Origin of the sequence: Nocardia panacis (assembly GCF_003598715.1) — a bacterium.
Classification (GTDB): domain Bacteria; phylum Actinomycetota; class Actinomycetes; order Mycobacteriales; family Mycobacteriaceae; genus Nocardia; species Nocardia panacis.
Window position 1 is genome coordinate 177,095 of the sequence record NZ_QZFU01000045.1, and the last position, 19,505, is coordinate 196,599.

Sequence of the window (19,505 nt, forward strand, 5' to 3'; positions counted from 1 at the left end):
CAGGCGGTGTCAGCAGGCGGTGTGCGGTGCGGTCATGCGGTGGGCCAGCAGGAATCGCATGAGGTCGCGTTGAATTCCCAGACCGATCTCCTGCTGCACCAGGCGCGCGCCGATGGCGTGTTCGGCGAAGACGGGGGTGGTGAATTGCGCTATTTCGCAACCTTTTTCGCTTGCGTAGTGTTCGACCGTGAGTGGCAGTGGGAGGCCGGGGGCGACGGGCAGCGCCTGAACCGAAGTCGGCTCGGTGGGCGCCGATCCCGGAGCGGCGAGATTGTCGGCGGCCAACCACTGGGCGATATTGGCGCGCCCGATGAGGTAGTTGCTGATTTCGTCGAAGACGGTTTGCAGGAAGTACGCGGGTACGGGTCGGGCGCGCGGACCCATGGCGTCGATGATCGGTTGGCCTTCGGTTTTCAGCAGGAACGGCGCACCCGCCATGGGGGCGATGGCCGCGTAGCGGTCCGGGTAGAGGACGGCGAGATCGGTGGTCATGGCACCGCCCGCCGAGTATCCGCCGAGGTAGGTCCGGTCGCGATCGAGTCCGAATTCGGTGGTCAGCGCCTCGGTGATCCCCGCGATGATGGCGGGTTCGCCCCGATCGCGCTGCTGGTTCTCGGGTTTGTCCCAGCCCCAGCAGCCATTCGTGGCGACCGTGCGGTCCTGCAGTGGATAGGCGAGGACGAAGCCCATCTCGTCGGCTACCTCGGTGAGGGAGAACCCGCTCGGTTCGGCGCCATCCAATCCGTCGCAGCCGTGCAGGTAGACCATGAGGGGTTTGCCCGAGGGAGCACCGGGCGGCAGATGCAGGTAGTAGCAGCGGGTGCCCGCCGCATTGGTGAAACAGCGCCGCTCGGGTTGGGCGTTCGCGGGTGCGACCGAGAGCAGTGCGGCGGAGGTGAGCAGACACGCGGCAAGGAAACGCGGTGAGAGGAAGCGCACCGTCGAATGGTAGGCGACGGACCCGGTCACCTATCGCCATTCGTGACCGGGTCGCGCCTGCCCGTGACCTCACCTTCGGGCGATGGCCTCGAAGACGGTGGGGTCGACGAGGGTCGAGGTGTCGCCGAGTTGGCGTCCTTCGGCGATGTCGCGCAGCAGGCGGCGCATGATCTTGCCGCTGCGGGTTTTGGGGAGTTCGGGGACGATGTGGATGTCGCGGGGTTTGGCGATGGGGCTGATCTCTTGCGCGACTTGGGTTTTGAGTTCGTCGATGAGGGTGGGGCCGGTGTCGCCCGCTGCGGCCGTGGGGATGACGAAAGCGACGATGCCCTGTCCGGTGGTGGTGTCCTCGGCTCCGACGACGGCGGCTTCGGCGACCGAGGGGTGGGCGACGAGGGCGGATTCGACTTCGGCGGTGGAGATGCGGTGGCCCGAGACATTCATGACGTCGTCGACGCGGCCGAGGATCCACAGGTCGCCGTCGGCGTCGAGGCGGGCGCCGTCGCCCGCGAAGTACCAGCCGTGGTTTTTGTAGCGCGCCCAGTAGGTTTCGGCGTAGCGGTCCATGTCGCCCCAGATGCCGCGCAGCATGGCGGGCCAGGGTTGGTCGAGGACGAGGTAGCCGTTGGCTTCGGTTTCGCCCCTGTGGACGGGGTTGCCTTCGTCGTCGACCACTTGGGCGCTGATGCCGGGGAGCGGGGTCATGGCGGCGCCGGGTTTGGTGGCGGTGACCCCCGGCAGCGGGCTGATCATGATGGCTCCGGTCTCGGTCTGCCACCAGGTGTCGACGATGGGGGTGGTGTCGTTGCCGAGGACGCCGCGGTACCAGCGCCAGGCCTCGGGGTTGATCGGTTCACCGACAGAACCCAGAACCCGCAACGAGGTGAGGTCGTGGCTGTCGGGGATCTCGCGACCCCATTTCATGAAGGTGCGGATCAGGGTGGGGGCGGTGTAATAGATGGTGACGCCGTACTTCTCGATGATCTGGAAGTGGCGGTGTTGGTCGGGGTGGTTGGGGGTGCCTTCATAGAGGACCTGGGTGGCGCGATTGGCCAGGGGTGCGTAGACGATGTAGGAGTGTCCGGTGACCCAGCCGATGTCGGCGGTGCACCAATAGACGTCGGTCTCGGGTTTGTGGTCGAAGACCTGGTGGTGGGTGTAGGCGGTTTGGGTGAGGTAGCCGCCGGAGGTGTGCAGGATGCCCTTGGGTTTTCCGGTGGTGCCGGAGGTGTAGAGGATGAACAACGGGTGCTCGGCATCGAATGCCTCCGCTTCGTGCTCGGGAGAGGCGTTTTCGACGGTGTCGTGCCACCACAGGTCCCGGCCCTCGGTCCAGGGCGTGTCGATCCCGGTCCGGCGGACGACGAGGATGTGTTCGACGGTGTGGGATCCCTCGGCCAACGCCTCGTCGACGGCGGTTTTCAACGGGGCGGAGGCGCCGCGTCGCCATTGTCCGTCGGTGGTGATGACCAGGCGGGCGGCGGCGTCGTCGATGCGTTGACGCAGCGCGGTGGCGGAGAACCCGGCGAACACCACGGAGTGCGGCAGGCCGAGTCGGGCGCAGGCGAGCATCGCGATCACGGCCTCGGGGACCATGGGCATATAGATCGCGACCCGATCCCCGGCGTTGAGCCCGAGTTCGGTGAGGTAGTTCGCGGCGCGGGAGACTTCGGCGAGCAGGTCGCGGTAGGTGAGGGCGCGGGAGTCGCCGGGTTCGCCCTCGAAGTGGAGGGCGACCTGGTCACCGTGCCCGGCGCGGACGTGGCGGTCCACGCAGTTGTAGGCGACGTTCAACTTCCCGCCGACGAACCATTTCGCGACCGGCGCCTCGGACCAGTCGAGCACCTGTGTGAAGGGTGTGTGCCAATGCAGTCGATCCGCCTGCTCGGCCCAGAACCCCTCCCGATCCGCCGCGGCCCGATCATAGATCGACCCGTCCGCGTTCGCGGCAGCCGCGAATTCGGTGCTGGGTGGGTAGGCGGTATCGGTCGCATTGGTGCTCAACGGAATTGACTCCTCACAGTCGAAAGGTTTTGGTCGGTGGCCGATTACGCGTGACTAGTGCCCCACCGCCTTCTCCGCGCCGACGCCGGTCAGCGCGCGAACCTCCATCTCGGCCGCCTTGGCCGGATCCTCATTCCTGCCGCCGAGGAAGGTGCCGAGGACGCCGAGGGCGAAGGCCAGTGGGATGGAGACGATTCCGGGATTCGACAGCGGGAACCAGTCGAACTTGCTGTGCGGCAGCATGGCTCCCGCATTGCCGGACACGGCGGGGGAGAACACGATCAGCACGATGGTCGAGATCAGACCGCCGTACATGCTCCACAGCGCGCCGGTGGTATTGAACCGCCGCCAGAACAGCGAGAACAGGATGGTCGGCAGGTTGGCCGAGGCCGCCACCGCGAAGGCCAGCGCCACCAGGAAGGCGACATTCTGGCCATTGGCCAGGATGCCGAGCGCGATGGCCAGCACACCGATCACCACGGCGGTGATGCGGGAGACCCGAACCTGTTCGCGCTCACCGGCTTTGCCGCGTTTGAGCACGCTGGCGTAGATATCGTGCGCGAAGGAGGTGGATGCGGTGATGGTGAGTCCGGCGACCACGGCGAGGATGGTCGCGAAGGCCACCGCCGAGATGATGCCCAGCAGCACAACGCCACCCAGTTCGAAGGCCAGCAGCGGGGCCGCCGAATTCTGGCCGCCCGCCGCGCCGAGGATGCGGTCCGGGCCGACGATGGCCGCCGCGCCGTAGCCGAGCACCAGGGTGAACAGGTAGAACGCGCCGATCAGTCCGATGGCCCAAACCACCGAGCGCCGAGCCTCTTTCGCGGTCGGGACGGTGTAGAAGCGCATGAGCACATGCGGCAGTCCCGCAGTGCCGAGCACCAGTGCGAGGCCGAGCGAGACGAAGTTCAGTTTGGAGGTGCCGTTGGCGCCGTATTGCGCGCCGGGGGCCAGCACGTCGCGCGCGGCCACGCCCTTGGTCTTGGCGGCGTGCACCGTGTCCTGCGCGGAGCCGAGGATATCGGAGAGGTTGAATCCGAATTTGGCCAGGACGAGCACCGTCATGAAGGCCGCTCCGACAATGAGCAGCGCCGCCTTGATGATCTGCACCCACGTGGTGCCCTTCATGCCGCCGACCAGGACATAGACGATCATGAGCACGCCGACCACCGCGATCACCACGGCCTGTCCGGTCTTGGAGGTGACATCGAGCAGCAGCGCGACCAGTCCGCCCGCGCCCGCCATCTGGGCCAGCAGGTAGAACAGCGAGACCGCGAGGGTGCTCAGCGCCGCCGCGGTGCGGACCGGCCCCTGCTTCAACCGGAAGCTCAGTACATCCGCCATGGTGAATTTGCCGGTGTTCCTGAGCATCTCGGCCACCAGGAGCAGGGCCACCAGCCAGGCGACTAGGAAGCCGATGGAGTAGAGGAAGCCGTCGTAGCCGTAGACGGCCACCGCCCCCGCGATGCCGAGAAAGCTCGCGGCGGAAAGGTAGTCGCCCGCGATGGCGGTGCCGTTCTGCGGGCCGGAGAAGCCGCGTCCGCCGGTGAAGTAGTCGGCCGCGCCCGCACTGCCGCGTCCGGCCCGGATCACGATCACCATGGTCACCACGACGAACAGCGCGAAGATCCCGATATTGGCGACGGGATTGCCGACCTTGGTCGCGGCGAGGTAGTCGAGATGGGTCATGCCGCACCCCCTTCGAGTTCGGTGCGCAGGGCGGCGGCGCGCGGATCGAGTTCGCGATTGGCGAAGCGCACGTAGAGGCCGGTGATGACGAAGGTGGACAGGAACTGTCCGAGTCCGAGCAGCAGGGCGACATTGATTCGCCCGAACACCTCGGTCGACATGAACTCGTGCGCGTACGCACCGAGCAGCAGGTAGGTCAGATACCAGACCAGGAATAGCGCAGCCATGGGAAAGATGAAGCGTCGCAGCCTGTTTCGCAACTCCTGGAATTCCGGACTTGCTTGAACGGTGCGAAAGTCCCGTTCCGGTGGATCGAGGCTGGGTGCGCCGCCGTCGACGTCGATACTGGTCATGCTGCGTCCTTGCGTGTGACATGCGTTACTGCGCAGAAGGTAACCGGACGCCCATGAGGTTTGAATGATGTGGCGTGTATCACTCCGTCGGCGGTGTTCGATTTGCGGTGAGCGGTCGCCGCGGCGCGACGAACGGTCCGCCCGTGATCACTGGGTCAGTCCGCGTTCGCGATCCGCGCCGAGGCCGAGCCGTTCCGGGGCGTGCATGCGCACGAAGATGCGCCGCACGGTGCGCGCGCTCTGGGGCCGCGTCACCTTGCTGACCAGCGCCATGGTGGCGAAGGTGAGCGGAACCGTCAGTGCCGCAGGATATCCCAGCAATGCCGCCACCCAGCCATGGCCGAGCGCGGCGTCGAATCCGCCCGCCACCGATACCGCGGTCGCCGCGCCCGAAGTGATCCCGCCGACGGCCAAACCCGCGGCCGCGCCCGCCGCGGTCAGCCCGCGCCACCAAATGCCGAGCACCAGAAGCGGACACAGCGTCGAGGCGGCGACCGCGAAGGCGAGTCCAACGGTGCGGGACAGATCGAGCGAGGCGACGCCGATCGAAAGACCAAGGGGCACCGCGCCCGCGCCGAGCGCGGCGATCCGGAAGTCGCGGATGCGTCCGCGCAACATATCCGTGCTCAGCACACCGGCGATACTGACCAGCAGCCCGGAGGAGGTGGACAGGAAGGCGGCGATGGCCCCGGCCGCCGCCAGTGCCGCCAAGAGTTGACCGGGCAGCCCGCCGAGCACCGCGCCGGGCAGCAGCACCACGGCGGCGTCGGAGGTGCCGGTGATGAGCAGTTGCGGCACATACAGTCTCGCGAAGACACCCAGCAGAATGGGGAACAGATAGAACAGCCCCACCAGGCAGATCACCGCGAGCGCGGTGGTGCGCGCGGCCCGCCCGTCCGGATTGGTGTAGAAGCGAACCAGCACGTGCGGCAGGCCCATGGTGCCGAGGAAGGTCGCGATCATCAGTGAATACACCTGGTACAGCGGATGTCCGCCGCCGAAGCCGCCGCCGGGGGAGAGCCAGGTCTCACCGTTCACCGGTGCGCCCGCCACCACCGGCACCGCCGCGCCCGCCTCCAGCACCAGTCGGGTGCCCGCCGCGAGTTCGTGCTCACCGGGTGTCAGCAGCGCCGCGCCGTCGACCGGTGCGCCGTCGATTCGGCCGCGCAGCCGGACCTGCTGCGCCGCACCGACCCTGACCACCACATCGGTGCTCACATCGACGGTGGTCCTGACCGCGACCTGCGCGGGTGCGGGTGCGCCGAGTTCGCGGTCCTGCGCCAGGAAGTGGCCGAGCAGCACCAGTGCGGGCAGTGCCACCGCGCTGAGTTTGAGCCAGTACTGGAATGCCTGCACCAGGGTGGTCGAGCGCATGCCGCCGCCCGCCACATTCCCGATGACGATCGCGCCGACCACCACCGCACCGACCCATTTGGGCAGGCGGAGCAGGATGTGCAGTGTCAATCCGGCCCCCTGGTACTGCGGAATCAGATAGACCCCGCAGATGAGCACCACCACGACGGCGGCCAGTCGCCGCAAACGCAGGGAGCCGAGCCGGAATTCGGCGAAGTCCGGCACCGTGTAGGCCCCCGATCGGCGCAGCGGCGCGGCCACGAACAGCAGCAGCCCCAGGTATCCGGCGGTGAAACCCACCGGGTACCACAGCGCGTCGGCGCCGTACTTCGCGATCAATCCGGCCACGCCGAGAAAGGACGCCGCGGAAAGATATTCACCGGAGATGGCCGCGGCATTCCAGCGTGGACCCACACTGCGCGAGGCCACCAGGAAATCGGAGGTGGTGCGCGCCAACCGAACTCCGTAGGCGCCGATGGCCACCGTGACCAGCGCCGCCGACGCCAGCGCGGCGACCGTCAACGCGGGTGTGCCGCTCACCGCGCAACCCGTACCGCGACGCAGCCGCTACCGCTCAATCCTCCGCCAACTCCAGGAAGTCCTGCTCATTGCGCTCGGCCAGGCGCACATACCCCAGCGCGACCAGTGCCAGCGCCGGATATGCTGCGATCCCCAGCATCAGCCAGGGCAGCCGAATTCCGAGCAGCACAAAAGATCCCACGCGTCCGAGGGCGAAAAGCGCTGGCAATGAACCCAATACCGACACCCCGAGCAGTCCGAGCCGCAGCGCCAATCCGAGTTGCGCGCGAATCAGCCCGCCGATCAACGCCTCCCCGATCTCGGTCTGCTCGGCGACCTCCACTCTGGTGCGCACCCGACGCGCCCCGCGCCGCTGCGCCAGCACCACGCGCTGCCGAGCGGGTTTGGGCTGCGGCCCGGTCATCGCTGGGTCCACAGCCGGCGGGGGCCGTGCACGAGACGCTGTTTGAGTTCGCGCACCTGACGCCTGCTCACGGGCAGTTCCACCGCGCCCGACGACCCGTCGGCGCGCAGGCACACCACCGTCGCGCTGCCGACCGCGCGCAACCCGGTGACCAGCCGCACGGCCACCAGATAGGACCGGTGCACCCGCAGGAATCCGGCATCCTGCCAGCGGGCTTCCAAGGCGGACAGCGGAATCCGCACCAGATGCGAACCGCCGCTGGTGTGCAGCCTGGCATAGTCGCCCTCGGCCTCCACCCAGCTGACACTGGCCCGGTGCACGAGCGTGGTGACCCCGCCCAACTCGACGGGGATCACCTCGTTGGGATCGGGGCGCGGCGCTTGCGCCGCGGTGGGTTGCGCGGCGGCGATCCGGCGGACCGCCTCGGCCAGCCGCCCCTCCCGCAGCGGTTTGAGCAGATAGTCCACCGCGCCGAGATCGTAGGCGGCCACCGCCCGGTCGTCGTGCGCGGTGACGAAGACCACGGCGGGCGGATTGGCGAATTCGGCCAGGATGCCCGCCAGTTCCATCCCGTCCAGGCCGGGCATATTGATATCGAGGAAGACCGCGTCCACCGAGTGGGCGCGCAGCACCCGCAGCGCGCCGGTGGCCTCGCCCGCCGCGTGGATCTCGCCGACGCCGGGTTGGGCGCGCAGCAGGTAGACCAGCTCGTCCAGAGCGGGCTTCTCATCGTCGACGGCGAGTACGCGCAGCGCGGCGTCATGGGTGGTGCGGGTCACAGCCGGTCCATCGTACGGCGTCAAGCCCGAATGCCCGCGCGGAACTTGGGCACCCGCATGCTGACCTTCGTTCCCGCGCCGGGCGCGGTCTCCACCACCAGCCCGTAGTCGTTGCCGAAGGCCGCACGCAGCCGGTCGTCCACATTGGCCAGTCCGATATGGGCCGATTCGCGGGAACCGGCCGGGCCGGAACCGGTTTCGACGGCGTCGAGCGCCCCCGAGCGCAGCAGTTCGGGATCCATGCCGACGCCGTCGTCCTCGACACTGATCAGGCAGTCGATGCCCGCGTCGACGGCCACGATGCTCACGGTGCCGCGCCCCGCGCCCGCCAGTCCGTGCCGGACCGCGTTCTCGACCAGCGGTTGCAGTGCCAGGAAGGGCAGCACCACCCCGAGCACCTCCGGCGCGATGCGCAGCCGCACGTGCAGCGCCTCGCCGAAACGAGCCTGCTCCAACGCCAGATATCGCTCGATATTGCGCAATTCGTCGGCCAGCACGGTGAATTCGCCCGCCGCCCGGAACGAGTAGCGGGTGAAATCGGCGAATTCCAGGATCAACTCGCGCGCTCGATCCGGATCGGTGCGCACGAACGAGGCGATGGTGTTGAGCGCGTTGTAGATGAAGTGCGGGCTGATCTGCGCCCGCAGCGCGCGCACCTCGGCCCGGTCCAGCCGCGCCCGCGAGGCGTCGAGTTCGGCCAATTCCAACTGCCCGCAGGCGTATCGGGCCACCTCGGCGACCGCGCCTAGCCGACCGGGTCCTGGTTGCCCCGCCATCACCACCCCGAGCGCGCCCGCCACGCCGCCGCCCTCGTCGACCAGCGGTTGCGCGAGGAGCGTGCGCCCGGTGTGCTCGCCGCGCCGCGGCCCGGCGACCAGCACCGGGCGCGCCCCCGCGATGGCCCGCGCGGCCGCCTCGGCGAAAGGTTCGGCCAGGTCGGTATGTGGGCCGTCCCAGGCGAGCAGCGCGCCATCGGGATCGGCTATGCCGAGGGCTTGGGCTCCGGTCAACGCGCGCAGATGCGGCGCCGCCTGTCGCGCCGACTCCTCGGTCAACCCGCGCCGCAGCGGTACGGCGGCCAGCGAGGCGGTGTGCAGGGTGGCGTGCGCGGCGCGTTCGGCGGGGGTGGTCACCACGCGTCGGGTGCGTCGCCACATCACCAGCGCGCCCGCCAGCAACGCCAGCGCCGCGGCCACCGCGACCAGTGTCGGGGTCATCGGCGGTCCAGCGGCGCGTCCATGACCCGCATTATCGCCCCGGCCGCCGTGCCCCGCGGGTTCGTCTCGAGTCCTGGTGCCGCAGGCGGAAATCAGCCATTGCCAGGACGCGCCGGTGATCTTCGCCACCGACACGCCGGACACCGGCGCCGCCGTCGCGCGCCTGTCCGAACCGGTCGGCGCCGCCCCCTAGAATCGGTCCAGCCAACCCCCGCCGCGACCTTGGGAGGAAGGACAGTCTTGGCAGCCTCGTCCGGATCGTTCGTTCATCTGCACAACCACACCGAGTATTCGATGCTCGACGGAGCTGCGAAGATCACGCCCCTGTTCAAGGAGGCGAACCGGCTGGGGATGACCGCGGTGGGCATGACCGACCACGGAAATATGTTCGGGGCCTCGGAGTTCTACAACTCCGCCAAGAAGCAGGGCATCAAGCCGATCATCGGTATCGAGGCCTATATCGCGCCCGCCTCCCGCTTCGAGACCAAGCGGGTGCTGTGGGGCGATCCGAGCCAGAAGGGCGACGACGTCTCGGGTTCGGGCTCCTACACACACATGACCATGGTCGCCGAGACCGCCACCGGCCTGCGCAATCTGTTCAAGCTGTCCTCGCTGGCCTCCCTGGAGGGGCAGCTCGGCAAATGGTCGCGCATGGACGAGGAGATCATCGCCGAGCACGCCGCGGGCATCATCGCCACCACCGGCTGCCCCTCGGGTGAGGTGCAGACCCGCCTGCGCCTGGGGCACGACCGCGAAGCGCTGGAGGCCGCGGCCAAGTGGCAGGAGATCTTCGGCAAGGACAATTTCTTCCTCGAGGTGATGGACCACGGCCTGTCCATCGAGCGCCGGGTGCGCGAGGGCCTGCTCGAAATCGGCCGTCAGCTCGGCATCCGGCCGCTGGCCACCAACGACTGCCACTACGTGCACGAGGCCGAATCGTCCAACCACGAGGCGCTGCTGTGCATCCAGACCGGTAAAACCCTCTCCGACCCAACGCGTTTCAAATTCGACGGCAGCGGCTACTACCTCAAGTCCGCCGAGGAGATGCGCGCCATCTGGGATGCGGAGGTGCCAGGCGCCTGCGACAACACGGTGCTCATCGGCGAGCGGGTGCAGCCCTACGACGAGGTCTGGAACCACCACGACCGCATGCCGATCTTCCCGGTCCCGGAGGGGGAGACCCAGGCGGGCTGGCTGCGCAAGGAGGTGCTGCGCGGTCTGGACCGGCGCTTCCCGGACGGCCCGCCGCGCGAATACCTGGACCGGGCCGACTACGAACTCGGCGTCATCATCGAAATGGGTTTCCCGGCCTACTTCCTCGTCGTCGGTGACCTGATCACCCACGCGCGCGAGGTCGGTATCAGCGTCGGTCCCGGCCGTGGGTCGGCGGCCGGTTCGCTGGTCGCCTACGCCATGGGCATCACCAATATCGACCCGATTCCGCACGGTCTGCTCTTCGAGCGCTTCCTCAATCCGGAGCGCGTCTCGATGCCCGATATCGATATCGACTTCGACGATCGCCGCCGCGGTGAGATGGTCCGCTACGCGAGTGAGAAGTGGGGCAGCGACCGGGTGGCCCAGGTGATCACCTTCGGCACCATCAAGACCAAGGCCGCGATCAAGGACTCGGCCCGAGTCCTGTTCGGCCAGCCCGGATTCGCCATCGCCGACCAGATCACCAAGGCGCTGCCGCCGCCGATCATGGCCAAGGACATCTCGGTCTCCGGTATCACCGACCCGGAGCACGAGCGGTACAAGGAGGCCGCCGAGGTCCGCGAGCTGATCGCGAACAATCCGGATGTCTCCAAGATCTACGACACCGCGCGCGGCCTCGAGGGCCTGATCCGCAATGCCGGTGTGCACGCCTGCGCGGTGATCATGTCCTGCGAGCCGCTGATGGATGCGATCCCGATCTGGAAGCGGGCCCAGGACGGCGCCATCATCACCGGCTGGGACTATCCGTCCTGCGAGGCCATCGGCCTGCTGAAGATGGACTTCCTCGGTCTGCGCAACCTGACCGTGATCGGCGACGCGCTGCTGAATATCAAGGCCAACCGCGGTGTCGAACTGGATATGGATCGGCTGCCGCTCGACGACGCCGCGACCTACGAATTGCTCTCCCGCGGTGACACCCTCGGCGTCTTCCAGCTCGACGGTGGCCCGATGCGGGACCTGCTGCGCCGGATGCAGCCCACCGCGTTCGAGGATATCGTCGCGGTCGGCGCGCTGTACCGGCCCGGCCCGATGGGCATGAACGCGCACAACGACTACGCCGATCGCAAGAACGAGCGGCAGGAAGTCAAGCCGATCCATCCGGAACTCGAGGAGCCGCTGAAGGACATCCTCGGTGAGACCTACGGTCTGATCGTCTACCAAGAGCAGATCATGCACGTCGCGCAGAAGGTGGCCGGATACTCACTCGGCCGAGCCGATATTCTGCGCCGCGCGATGGGCAAGAAGAAGGCCGAGGTGCTGGCCGCGGAGTTCGAGGGCTTCGAGGAGGGTATGCAGGCCAACGGGTATTCCAAGGCGGCCATCAAAGCGCTGTGGGACACCATCCTTCCGTTCGCCGGATACGCGTTCAACAAATCGCACGCCGCCGCGTACGGCCTGATCTCGTACTGGACCGCCTACCTCAAGGCGAACTATCCCGCCGAATATATGGCGGCCCTGCTCACCTCGGTCGGTGACGACAAGGACAAGGCCGCGGTCTACCTGTCGGACTGCCGCCGCCTGACCATCACGGTGCTGCCGCCGGATGTCAACGAATCCGAACTGGAATTCGCCGCCGTCGGCAAGGACATCCGGTTCGGGCTCGGCGCGGTGCGCAATGTCGGCACCAATGTGGTGGCCTCGATCATCCAGGCGCGCAAGGAGAAATCGAAGTTCACCGACTTCTCCGATTACCTGAACAAGATCGACGCCATCGCCTGCACCAAGAAGGTCACCGAATCGCTCATCAAGGCGGGCGGATTCGATTCGTTGGACCACCCGCGCAAGGGTCTGCTGCTGGTGCACTCCGATGCCATCGACGCGGTCATGTCCACCAAGAAGGCCGAGGCCATCGGCCAGTTCGACCTGTTCGGCGGGCTCGATGACGCCGACGAATCGGTCGCTTCGGTCTTCAATGTCAAAGTGCCCGATGAGGAATGGGAGAGCAAGCACAAGCTCGCCCTGGAGCGGGAGATGCTGGGCCTGTACGTGTCCGGTCATCCGCTCAACGGCGTCGAGCATGTGCTCGCCGCGCAGGCCGACACCCAGATCCCGGCGATTCTGGAGGGCGATATCAAGGACGGGGCGCAGGTCACCGTCGGCGGCATCCTGGCCTCGGTGAACCGGCGCATCAACAAGAACGGATTGGCCTGGGCCTCGGCGCAATTGGAGGATCTGTCCGGCGGGATCGAGGTGCTGTTCTTCCCGCAGTCGTACTCGGTGTACGGCATGGATGTGGTCGAGGACGCGGTGGTGCTGGTCAAGGCGCGCGTCTCGGTCCGCGACGACCGCATCTCGCTGATCGCGAACGATCTTGCGGTGCCGGATCTTTCGGCCATCGGCGTGGAAAAGCCGCTGACCGTGTCCATCATGACCCGGCTGTGCACCCCCGACAAGGTGACAGCGCTCAAGCGGGTGCTGTCCAGCCACCCCGGCACCGCCGATGTACACATCCGCCATGTCGGCGCCAGGGACAAGACGACGCTGCTGAAGGTGGCGGACAACCTGCGGGTCGCACCGTCTTCGGCACTGATGGGCGATCTGAAGGCGCTGCTCGGCCCCGGGTGTCTTGTGAGCTGAAAAGCGAAGGGATCCCCGATGCGGGGATCCCTTCGCTCAGTGGGTGATCTCGACGAGAGGCTGCTTTGTGGGCACCGTGCCGGTGCGGTCCAACACCCGACCCCACAGGACCGTCCCGATCGCGGCCGCGCCCAGGGCCGCGCCGATCCACGCGACGGACGGATAGCCCAGGCCGCCGCCGATGGCCAGGCCACCCAACCACGGACCCACCGTGATACCGATATTGAAGGCGGAGATGTTGAAGGCGGCGCCCAGCGTCGGTCCCTGTTTCGCCAGCCCGAAGATACGGCTGCTGAGGGTGGGATTGGTGCCGAAACCGAAGGCCCCCAGCAGGAATGCGGCGATGAGGGTCGGCGCCGGATACTGGGCCGTGAGCGCCAGCAGGATCGAGGTCGCGATGAGGCCCGTGAAACCCAGGTACATGCTGTGGAGCGGGTGGGTGTCGGCGGTGCGGCCGCCCACGAGGATGCCGAGGACCGCGCCGAGCCCGTAGACGCCGAGTACGGCGGGCACCCACGCGTCGGGCAGTCCGGTCGTATTGGTCAGCAGCGCACCGAGATAGGAGAAGCTGACCAGCAGGCCTGCCGTGGCGACGGCGGTGGTGGCGTAGGACAGCCACACCTGCGGGTTGATCAGACTGCGCAATTCCCTGCGCAGATCCGGTGTCTCGGCGGCGCGTTCGTTCGGGATCCTGGTGGCCACACCGATCATGGCCAGTGCCGAGAGCACGGCCACCCCCAAGAAGGCCGACCGCCAGCCCCACAGCTGCCCGATGAGCGTGCCCGCCGGTAGCCCGATGATGGTGGCTACGGTCAGCCCGCCGGCCAGGATGCCCATGGCCCGTCCGCGTGCGGTGGGCGCGACTATGCCGATGGCCGTGGCCGCGCCCACCGCCCAGAATCCGGCGTAGACGAAGGCGGCCACCACCCGCGTGCCGATCAGCACCCAGTAGTTCGAGGTCATCGCGCCGAGTAGGTGCGCGGCGAGGAAGATCGCGAGGAAGACCAGCAGCGCCCGGCGCCGCGACCAGCGCAGCGTCACCGCCGCCAGTACCGGTGCGCCGACCAGCATGCCTATCGCGAAGGCCGAGATCAGCAGTCCCGCTTGCGGTATGGAGACGCCGAGGTCATTGGACATCTCGGTGAGCAACCCGGCGAGCATGAGTTCCGAGGTGCCCTGGGCGAAGATGGACAAGCCCAGGACATAGACGGCTATCGGCATCGGTGCCTCTCTTTTTGGATAGAACGGTTCAAAATGAACCCGTACGAAAGCGGCTCGATGCCGCTGTTGATTACAGGCAGTCCAATGCGGTCTCGGCGATGGCCGTCAGTGCCGCCCGATCCGCGCCCCCGCGCGCCGCCACTCGCATCCCGCTGATGGTGGCTACCACGAAATGCGCGAGATCCCGCGCATCCCTGCGGTTCTCGATTTCCCCCGCGAGTTGGCCCGCGCGCAGGGTCGCGGTCAGCGCCCCCAGGCGCTGCTCCAGATCGGATCGCAGCGTGGCTGCCACCGCCTCATCGCGCGGCCCCAACTCCACCATGGTATTCACCACCAGGCAGCCGCTCGGGTCCGTCGCGGGCCACTCGATGGCGCGATCCAGTAGCTCGCGCACTTTCTCCTTGGCCGTCCCGTCCCCGTCGAGCACCGAGAACACCCCGGCATTCTTGGTCTCCATATACCGTCGCAGCGCGCGCTCGTAGAGATCGTGCTTCCCCGCGAAGGCGTTGTAGATGCTGCTGCGCCCCAACCCGGTGGCCGCGCAGAGATCCTGAGTCGAAGTCCCCTCGTAACCGCAGGCCCAAAATGCCCGCATGGCGGCTTCCACCGCCTGTTCCTCGTCGAAGCCTCTGGGTCGCGCCATATTCGGACCGTACCATGTTCTGGACTGAACGATCCAAAATAGTCGGCTATGACATGCTGACCGGGTGACTGTCTTCGAGGTGTGGGCACCGCGCGCCGGTCGGGTCCGGCTCGAACTCGATGATGTCGTGCATCCGATGCGAGGGGAGCGCGGATGGTGGCGGGTCGAAGCCGAGGCCGCGCCCTGGGCGCGATACGGCTACCTGCTCGACGACGATCCGCGAGCCCTGCCCGACCCGCGATCGCCGCGACAGCCGGATGGGGTGCACGGGCGCTCGGCGGTGCACGAGCTCGATCCTGCCGTCTGGACCGATGACGGGTGGACCGGTAGGCCGCTGGCGGGGGCGGTGTACTACGAGTTGCACATCGGTGCCTTCACACCCGAGGGCACCTTCGACGCGGCGATCGAGCGCCTCGATCATCTGGTCGAACTCGGTGTCACCGTGGTCGAGGTGATGCCGGTGAATGCGTTCAACGGGGAGTGGAATTGGGGGTACGACGGCGTCCTCTGGTACGCCGTGCATGAACCGTACGGCGGCCCCGACGGGTTGCAGCGATTCGTGAATGCCTGTCATACAAGGGGTTTGGCGGTGGCCCTGGATGTGGTCTACAACCACCTCGGACCGTCCGGAAACTACCTGCCTCGGTTCGGGCCGTATCTCGGGGAGGGGCGCAATTCCTGGGGCGAGCGGATCAATATCGATGGGCCGGATTCGGATCCGGTGCGTCGCTTCATCATCGACAACGCGCTGCGCTGGTTTCGCGAATTCCACATCGACGCGCTGCGGCTCGACGCCGTCCATGCCATCCCCGATCGGCGCGCGGTGCCGTGGCTAGCCGAACTCGCTCGCGAAACCGAAAGGCTGGCCGCGCATCTGGGGCGTCCGCTGACACTCGTCGCGGAGACCGATCTGAACGATCCACGCTTGATCACGCCGCGCGCGGCCGGTGGCTACGGACTCGCGGGGCAGTGGAACGACGACCTGCACCACGCCGTGCACGCCGCCATCTCCGGCGAACGACAGGGCTACTACGTCGATTTCGGTTCGCTCGAGGCACTGGCGCGCACCATGGAGCGCGGATTCCTACACGCCGCGACCTATTCCACTTTCCGTCGTCGAATCCACGGCGACCCCATCGACATTCGCGTCATTCCCGGCAGCGCCCTGCTCGCCTACACCTGCAATCACGACCAGATCGGCAACCGGGCGCGCGGTGACCGCCCCGCCGCGTACCTCACCGACGGTCAGCTCGCCATCAAGGCCGCCTTGGTCCTGCTCTCGCCCTACACCCCGATGCTGTTCATGGGCGAGGAATGGGGCGCGCGAACTCCGTTCCAGTACTTCACTTCCCATCCGGAGCCCGAACTGGCCGCCGCCGTGGCCGCGGGCCGCCGCGCCGAATTCGCCGAGCACGGCTGGCCCGCCACCGACATCCCGGATCCCCAAGACCCGCGCACGTTTCTGCGTTCGAAACTGGACTGGTCCGAGCCGCGACATCCGCGCGCGGCCCGGCTGCTCGCCTGCTACCGCGCGCTGATCGCGCTGCGCCGCAACCGCTTCGAGATAGGCGACCCGTATCTGCCCGAGGTGCGCACCGAATACGACGAGCGGGCCGGATGGTTCGTCCTGTCGCGCGGCCCGCTGTGTCTGGTGTGCAACCTCTCCTCGGAGACGATCGCGATTCCGGTCGGCGGCCGCCCCCTGCTGTCCTGGGAGCCCCCCGCAAGTGTCTCGGACAGTGCGGTGCAGCTGTCGGGGCACAGCTTCGCCGTCCTCGCGCGCGATGATCTAGATCCGATCTGATTCCGGTATCGACCTGGTAACAAGACGTTCCCGATCCCTGTCCGGGACGGGGTGCTCGACGCGCCGCGTCGTGCGCGTCTACCGTGAATAGATGAACACCGAGGCCGATCCGATCGGAATGGCACTACCCGACGGGGTCGAGGGTTTCGCGGCACCCGAATACGCGCCGCTGGTAAAGGCTTTCGCGCGAACAGTCGGTCACCGCAGGGATGCGGGCGGCGCGCTGGCCGTGCACCGGCACGGTATCGCGCTGGTGCACATCTGGACCGGCAGCGCGGGTGCCGCACCGTGGACCGCCGAGACCGGCGCACTCGTCTTCTCCGCCACCAAGGGCATCACCTCCGCCGTACTGCACCGGCTGGCCGATCGCGGACTGCTCGACTACACCGCGCCGGTGGCCGAGTACTGGCCCGAATTCGCCGCCCGCGACAAGGGCGCGATCACGGTGCGCCAACTGATGTCGCACCGGGCCGGACTCTACGCACTCGCCCCGCTGGCGCGCACCGCCGCCGAGGTGCTCGATCACCTCCTGATGGAGGAGCGGCTGGCTGCCGCGAAACCCGATCGCCTGCTGGGCGTCCCGACCTACCACGCCCTCACCTACGGCTGGTTGCTGGCCGGGCTCGCCCGCGCCATCACCGGTCGCGGCATGGCCGAACTGTTCCGCACCGAGGTGGCCGAACCGCTCGGCATCGACGGCATCCACCTGGGTCGCCCGCCGCTCGGCGCGCCGACCGTCACCGCCCACCTGGCGGGCACCCACCTCGGCGCGCTGGCCAACCCGGTGCTGTCCCGGCTGCTATCGGGCACCAGGGTGCTGCCCGGCGGTGCGGGCGCGGCGGCCCGCTCCCTGTTCCTGCCCGGCCTCGAGCAGGTGTTGGAGGGGCCGGAGCCCGCGATCCTGGACACCGAACTCGGCGCAGGCAACGGTGTGTGCACCGCGCCCGGCTTGGCCACCCTGTACGGCGCGCTCGCCGCCGACGACGCCTACCTGAGCGAACAAACCCGGACGGCGTTGCGCCGCATCGAGACCTACCGCCTCGATCACGGCCTGTTCTACGCCCCGATGCTGTGGCGGCTCGGCTACCACTCGCTGCCGGTTCCCGGCGCGACCGGTGGCTTCGGCCATGTCGGCCTCGGCGGTTGCTTCGGGTGGGCCGAACCGCGCCTCGGCCTCTCGGTCGGCTTCGTGCACAACCGCCTGTCCCTGCCGATCCTGCCCCTGGACATGTCGGCGGCGGCGTGGATCCTGCCGTTGGTCGTGACGGGCGCGCGCACCGCGCACCGCGCCGACCGAGCCGACGCGGCAGCAGCCGCCTGACCCGAGACAGGGCCTACGTGAGGTAGCGGTAAGCGGGCGACCCCGGATCGAGCCGCTCGCACTGGATCGGCGAGGCGTCCATGCGGCGCAGCAGGGGAGCCAGCCCGCCGGGTTCACCGAGTTCGATGCCGCACAGCGCCGCACCCGTTTCCCGATTGTTGCGCTTGACGTATTCGAAGAGGGTGATGTCGTCGTCCGGGCCGAGCACCTCGTCGAGGAAGCGGCGCAGCGCGCCGGGTTCCTGGGGGAAGTCGACCAGGAAGTAGTGCTTGAGTCCGCGGTGCACCAGGGAACGTTCGATGATCTCGCCGTAGCGGGAGACGTCGTTGTTGCCGCCGGAGACCAGGCACACCACCGTGGATCCCGGCTCGATATCGACCTCGGCGAGCGCGGCCGCCGCGAGCGCGCCCGCCGGTTCGGCGATGATGCCCTCGTTCTGGTAGAGCTCGAGCATGGTGGTGCAGATCGCGCCCTCATCGATCTGCATGATGCGGAAAGCGCCCGCGCCGCTGGGGGATTCGGTCGCGGTGAGTAGCGGCAGCGAGGCGTGCGAGACCACCCGGCCACCGAAGCGGGACACCGCGGCGAAGGGCACGTCGCCGATGCGGCGCACCGCCGCGCCGTCCACGAAGGGGTCGATCTCCGGCAGTGTCACCGGTCCGCCCGCGACCAGCGCCGCGGTCATGGACGCGGCGCCCGCGGGTTCGACGCCGAGAATGCCGGTGCGCGGGGATCTTTCGCGCAGGTAGGTGCCGACGCCCGCGAGGCAGCCGCCGCCGCCGACCGGCACCACCACCAGATCCGGTGCGCCGCCCAGTTGTTCGAGCAGTTCGGCCGCGATGGTGCCCTGACCGGCGGCGGTGCGCACATCGTCGAACGGCGGGACCACGGTGGCCCCGGTGCGCGCCACATCATCGGCGGCCGCGGCGGCCGCCGCGTCATAGGTCTCGCCGACGGCGATCAGTTCGACGTACTCGCCGCCGTGCACGCGGATGCGGTCGCGCTTCTGCTTGGGGGTGGTGGTGGGGACGTAGATGCGGCCCTTGATGCGCATGGCTCGGCAGGCGAAGGCCACGCCCTGGGCGTGGTTGCCCGCGCTGGCGGTGACCACGCCCGCCGCGCGTTCGGCGTCGGTCAGTTGGACGATCAGGTTGTAGGCGCCGCGCAGCTTGTAGGAGCGGACCACCGTCAGGTCTTCGCGCTTGAGGTAGACCCGCGCCCCTGTCCGCGCGGACAGGCGCGGACTGTGTTGCAGCGGGGTCGGCTCGATAATGGTGGCAATTCGCTTGGCGGCCGCATCGATCTCGTCCGCGCTCAGCGCGGGGCGGGATTCGGACAGGGCGTCGAGAACATCAAGCGGATTGGACACTCGAAATATGCTGCCACCCGCCGCGCGGGGTGGATGCGGCGGGTGGCAGAAGGTAGGCAGGTAGCCGAGTCGGGAACG

General features: G+C 68.1%; 14 protein-coding genes. 3 read left to right on the forward strand and 11 right to left on the reverse strand.

Features of this window, described 5'->3' with window-relative positions:
- Positions 1 to 9: 9 nt before the first annotated feature.
- From D5S18_RS31370 to D5S18_RS31405, 8 genes are all read right to left on the reverse strand, one after another.
- Positions 10 to 969: an extracellular catalytic domain type 1 short-chain-length polyhydroxyalkanoate depolymerase gene (locus D5S18_RS31370; RefSeq protein WP_120044746.1), complete on the reverse strand. Its 960-nt coding sequence runs from the start codon at positions 967 to 969 to the stop codon at positions 10 to 12.
- Between the two features lie 39 nt (positions 970 to 1,008).
- Positions 1,009 to 2,943 carry an acetate--CoA ligase gene (gene acs / locus D5S18_RS31375; protein ID WP_239004111.1) on the reverse strand — a complete coding sequence of 645 codons (1,935 nt, stop codon included), beginning with the start codon at positions 2,941 to 2,943 and terminating at the stop codon, positions 1,009 to 1,011.
- Between the two features lie 54 nt (positions 2,944 to 2,997).
- A complete protein-coding gene (locus tag D5S18_RS31380; protein ID WP_120044748.1) occupies positions 2,998 to 4,632 on the reverse strand; it encodes a monocarboxylic acid transporter in 1,635 nt (544 codons plus the stop codon).
- A complete protein-coding gene (locus tag D5S18_RS31385) occupies positions 4,629 to 4,985 on the reverse strand; it encodes a DUF485 domain-containing protein (RefSeq protein ID WP_120044749.1) in 357 nt (118 codons plus the stop codon). Before D5S18_RS31385 ends, D5S18_RS31380 begins: the two co-directional genes overlap by 4 nt.
- Positions 4,986 to 5,132: 147 nt before the next feature.
- Positions 5,133 to 6,878 (reverse strand): sodium/solute symporter, encoded by a 1,746-nt coding sequence (locus tag D5S18_RS31390; protein ID WP_120044750.1) that lies wholly within the window; start codon positions 6,876 to 6,878, stop codon positions 5,133 to 5,135.
- Between the two features lie 34 nt (positions 6,879 to 6,912).
- A complete protein-coding gene (locus tag D5S18_RS31395; protein ID WP_203237007.1) occupies positions 6,913 to 7,281 on the reverse strand; it encodes a hypothetical protein in 369 nt (122 codons plus the stop codon).
- Complete coding sequence (locus D5S18_RS31400) at positions 7,278 to 8,060, reverse strand: LytR/AlgR family response regulator transcription factor (protein ID WP_120044752.1); 783 nt, start codon at positions 8,058 to 8,060, stop codon at positions 7,278 to 7,280. The genes D5S18_RS31395 and D5S18_RS31400 overlap by 4 nt, the downstream gene beginning before the upstream one ends.
- 20 nt (positions 8,061 to 8,080) lie before the next feature.
- A complete protein-coding gene (locus tag D5S18_RS31405) occupies positions 8,081 to 9,277 on the reverse strand; it encodes a sensor histidine kinase (protein WP_120044753.1) in 1,197 nt (398 codons plus the stop codon).
- 240 nt (positions 9,278 to 9,517) lie between these two features.
- Between D5S18_RS31405 and dnaE the strand changes: the two genes are divergently transcribed.
- A complete protein-coding gene (gene dnaE / locus D5S18_RS31410) occupies positions 9,518 to 13,069 on the forward strand; it encodes a DNA polymerase III subunit alpha (RefSeq protein ID WP_120044754.1) in 3,552 nt (1,183 codons plus the stop codon).
- A 36-nt stretch (positions 13,070 to 13,105) separates the two neighbouring features.
- Here the strand turns inward: dnaE and D5S18_RS31415 are convergent, their stop codons facing one another.
- Both D5S18_RS31415 and D5S18_RS31420 read right to left on the reverse strand, forming a co-directional pair.
- The gene (locus tag D5S18_RS31415; protein WP_120044755.1) at positions 13,106 to 14,290 is read right to left on the reverse strand and encodes a Cmx/CmrA family chloramphenicol efflux MFS transporter; all 1,185 of its coding nucleotides are present in this window, start codon (positions 14,288 to 14,290) and stop codon (positions 13,106 to 13,108) included.
- Between the two features lie 70 nt (positions 14,291 to 14,360).
- Positions 14,361 to 14,933 carry a TetR/AcrR family transcriptional regulator gene (locus D5S18_RS31420; RefSeq protein ID WP_120044756.1) on the reverse strand — a complete coding sequence of 191 codons (573 nt, stop codon included), beginning with the start codon at positions 14,931 to 14,933 and terminating at the stop codon, positions 14,361 to 14,363.
- A 64-nt stretch (positions 14,934 to 14,997) separates the two neighbouring features.
- Here D5S18_RS31420 and treZ point away from each other — a divergent pair, with 64 nt between their 5' ends.
- The gene (gene treZ, locus D5S18_RS31425; RefSeq protein ID WP_120044757.1) at positions 14,998 to 16,737 is read left to right on the forward strand and encodes a malto-oligosyltrehalose trehalohydrolase; all 1,740 of its coding nucleotides are present in this window, start codon (positions 14,998 to 15,000) and stop codon (positions 16,735 to 16,737) included.
- Positions 16,738 to 16,828: 91 nt separating this feature from the next.
- Positions 16,829 to 18,058 (forward strand): serine hydrolase domain-containing protein, encoded by a 1,230-nt coding sequence (locus D5S18_RS31430; RefSeq protein ID WP_239004112.1) that lies wholly within the window; start codon positions 16,829 to 16,831, stop codon positions 18,056 to 18,058.
- A gap of 13 nt (positions 18,059 to 18,071) precedes the next feature.
- On the opposite strand, the gene ilvA is transcribed toward D5S18_RS31430, so the two are convergent.
- Positions 18,072 to 19,427 carry a threonine ammonia-lyase IlvA gene (gene ilvA / locus D5S18_RS31435; RefSeq protein WP_120044758.1) on the reverse strand — a complete coding sequence of 452 codons (1,356 nt, stop codon included), beginning with the start codon at positions 19,425 to 19,427 and terminating at the stop codon, positions 18,072 to 18,074.
- Between the last annotated feature and the right edge of the window lie 78 nt (positions 19,428 to 19,505).

Bases quoted from the DNA above. Each gene is read 5' to 3' on its own strand.
- D5S18_RS31395 (WP_203237007.1), bottom strand. From the start codon at position 7,281: ATGACCGGGCCGCAGCCCAAACCCGCTCGGCAGCGCGTGGTGCTGGCG.
- D5S18_RS31385 (WP_120044749.1), bottom strand. From the start codon at position 4,985: ATGACCAGTATCGACGTCGACGGCGGCGCACCCAGCCTCGATCCACCG.
- D5S18_RS31405 (WP_120044753.1), bottom strand. From the start codon at position 9,277: ATGACCCCGACACTGGTCGCGGTGGCCGCGGCGCTGGCGTTGCTGGCG.
- D5S18_RS31420 (WP_120044756.1), bottom strand. From the start codon at position 14,933: ATGGCGCGACCCAGAGGCTTCGACGAGGAACAGGCGGTGGAAGCCGCC.
- D5S18_RS31415 (WP_120044755.1), bottom strand. From the start codon at position 14,290: ATGCCGATAGCCGTCTATGTCCTGGGCTTGTCCATCTTCGCCCAGGGC.
- D5S18_RS31380 (WP_120044748.1), bottom strand. From the start codon at position 4,632: ATGACCCATCTCGACTACCTCGCCGCGACCAAGGTCGGCAATCCCGTC.
- D5S18_RS31430 (WP_239004112.1), top strand. From the start codon at position 16,829: ATGAACACCGAGGCCGATCCGATCGGAATGGCACTACCCGACGGGGTC.